The organism is Gordonibacter pamelaeae 7-10-1-b (assembly GCF_000210055.1).
Taxonomy (GTDB): Bacteria; Actinomycetota; Coriobacteriia; order Coriobacteriales; family Eggerthellaceae; genus Gordonibacter; species Gordonibacter pamelaeae.
In genome coordinates, this window is the sequence record NC_021021.1 from 2,920,633 (window position 1) to 2,923,514 (window position 2,882).

The window sequence follows — 2,882 nt, forward strand, 5'->3', positions numbered from 1 at the left end:
AGGCAACGACCGCACCTACGTCTACCAGCTGGGCTACGAGGCGGGGCCGCACGCCTTCGTCGGCGAGCGCTTCTACCTGCGACCGCTGCTCAAGAACTTCGCGTTCGGCTCGCGCTACTTCCTGCTGGGGCTTTCAGCCGACCGCTTCGCGTTCGTGCACGGCGACTTCGGCTCGCTCGACCGCGTGGAGCTGCCCGCCCACGTGCTCGACGAGTTCAGCGAGGAGTTCCCCCTCGTGTACGACGGCACCGAGGGCGCGCTGGACTACTCGTCGCTCGAGAACCACCTGCCTCCCTACCACGGCTACAAGTCGCGCAACGACGTGCGGAAGGAGGAGGCCGAGAAGTTCTTCCAGCACGTGAACAAGGTGGTGACGGAGTACCTGGTGCAGGGCACCGAGCTGCCGGTCATCCTGGTGAGCCTGCCGGAGCACCAGACCGCGTTCCGCCGCATCTCCACCGTGCCGCGCCTTCTGAACGAGGGCATCGAGAAGGACATCGGCGGCATGGAGGCGCCCGAGCTCCTGGCCGACGCCAAGGCCGTCATCGAGCACGTGCGCGAGGCGCGCGCGGACGAGCTGCTGGAAAAGCTGGGCGACACCGCGCCGCACGGCGGCGGCTCCACCGACCTCTCGGCCATCGGGCTGGCGCTCGTCGAGCGCAAGGTGCGCGCGCTGTTCGTGGCCGAGGGCGCCTATATACCCGGCGGCTTCGACGAGGAGACCGGCGAGGTGTTCCTGTTCGAACGCGAGCCGCACGGCCGCTTCCAAGGCCCCGAGCTGGCCGACGCCTTCGCCCGCGCCGCGCTCGCCCAGGACGCCGAGGTGTTCGAGCTCGCCCCCGAGAAGATCCCCGGAGACTCCGGCATGGCGGCGCTGTACCGGTACTGATCGAGGCGGCCCCCTTGGCGCCGAGCCAGGAGGCCCGGGTTCGGCCGCGGCGGGTTCCGCGAAGCCCGCCGCGCAGGGCCGGTCGCACGTTCGGCGGCATCATCATGGCGCAGCGCACCTCTCGCAGCATCCCCCTCGATGCACGGGGTGTGCGGTGCCGTGGACAAAAGGGGGCAGTTTTCTTCATTCTGGATAATAGATAATTAAAACACCGGCCCTGTTACCAGGCGTTTCGCAAACGCCGCATTCGCCATCCCTTGGTTTCCGTCCGAAATCTATAGATTACCGGGTCTTTTTGTCCCTTATGCTTTCAGTCATATATCTAATCGCCGCAGGCATGCGCAAGGCGTTTTGCGCATGCGGTACGATCCGCATCACCGTCCATGCGTCAAAGGGGACGTCAGAACACCCGTATCGTGGTTCGGCGCCCTCTCGCCGCCTGCCTGTTTCACGTGAAACATTCGTTCGCTGCGCGGTTCAGGCGGCGGGACGCGCCTCCGTGCGCTACAATGTCCCCGACGAACACGACGCGCGCCGCCGCGGCGGCGCTTCTTCGCAGAGGACGCCTATGGAACGCACGAGCATCCCCTACCGCACGCTCGACCCCGAGGTCGAGGCCGCCATCCGCGCCGACCGGAAGGCGGGACGGCGGCACCCGCGCGCCTTCGACGACGCCGACGTCGTGCGGCGCGAGCCGAAGCCCCACGACGAGGCCACGCTCGCCCGCCCCGCCTTCGCGCGCGACATCGAGAAGATCCTCAACGTGCCCGCGTACAACCGCTACGCCGACAAGACGCAGGTGTTCTCGTTCGTGGAGAACGACGACATCTGCCGGCGCGGCCTGCACGTGCAGCTGGTGAGCCGCATCGCGCGGGGCATCGGCAGCCTGCTGGGGCTGAACTGCGAGCTCATCGAGGCCATCGCGCTCGGGCACGACGTGGGCCACACGCCGTTCGGGCACGCTGGCGAGCGCTACCTGTCGCAGTGCTACCATGCGCGCACGGGGCGCTTCTTCAACCACAACGTGCACTCCGTGCGCGTGCTCGACCAGCTGTACCGGCGCAACGTGAGCCTGCAGACGCTCGACGGCGTGCTCTGCCACAACGGCGAGTTCGCCCAGCAGGTGCTGCGCACGGGGAGCACCGCCTCCTTCGACGAGCTCGATGCGTTGGTGGAAGCCTGCACGGCCGACGAGGGCGCCATCGGCCGGCTGCGTCCCTCCACGCTCGAGGGCTGCGTCGTGCGCGTGGCCGACATGATCGCCTACGTGGGCAAGGACCGCTACGACGCCATCGAGCTGGGCGTGGTGGACTCGCTCGACGCGTTCGAGTCGGACTACCTGGGGCGCGACAACGCCCGCATCATCAACAACCTCACGGTGGACATCGTGAACGAGAGCTACGGGACCGACCGCATCGCGCTCTCCGAGGCCGCCTTCAACGACCTCAAGCAGGCGAAGCGGCAGAACTACGAGCTCATCTACGCGCGCGAGGGCATGGCGGGCAACGACGGCAACGTGGTGGGCGCCATGTTCGAGGAACTCTACGCGCGCCTGCTCGGCGACCTCGTGCGCGGCGACGAGGGCTCGCCGGTTTTCCGTCACCACGTGCGCAGCCTGGCCGCCCGCTCCGCCACCATAACGCCCGAGGAGTACCTGGCCGGCGAGCCGAACCAGATCGTGGTGGACTACCTGGCGTCCATGACCGACCGCTACTTCACGTCGCTGTTCGCCCACCTGTTCCCCGAGAGCCCCCTGCGCACCGTCACCCGCGGCTACTGCGCCGACCTGGGATGAGCCGGAAGAGGAAGACCGAAGGCGGCCCTTGGCCGCCGGACGGTCTCGGCACGGCGGTATCGCGTGTCGGGAGCCGGTGCGCTACACTGGGGGCTTCCCACTGATCGGAGGTTCCATGAAGCTCGTCATCGCATCCGACCTGCACGGCGCGGCGCCGGCCGTGCGCTCGCTGGCCGCGCGCATCGAGGCCGAGGCGCC

2 protein-coding genes are annotated in these 2,882 nt (G+C 68.2%); both read left to right on the top strand.

What is annotated here, in order from left to right:
* A partial coding sequence (locus tag GPA_RS13495; RefSeq protein WP_041240576.1) for a baeRF8 domain-containing protein occupies nucleotides 1–889 on the top strand: 889 nt, incomplete at its 5' end.
* Nucleotides 890–1,457: 568 nt separating this feature from the next.
* Nucleotides 1,458–2,684, top strand: a complete 1,227-nt coding sequence (locus GPA_RS13500; protein WP_015540210.1) for a deoxyguanosinetriphosphate triphosphohydrolase family protein — start codon at nucleotides 1,458–1,460, stop codon at nucleotides 2,682–2,684.
* The last annotated feature ends 198 nt before the right edge of the window (nucleotides 2,685–2,882 follow it).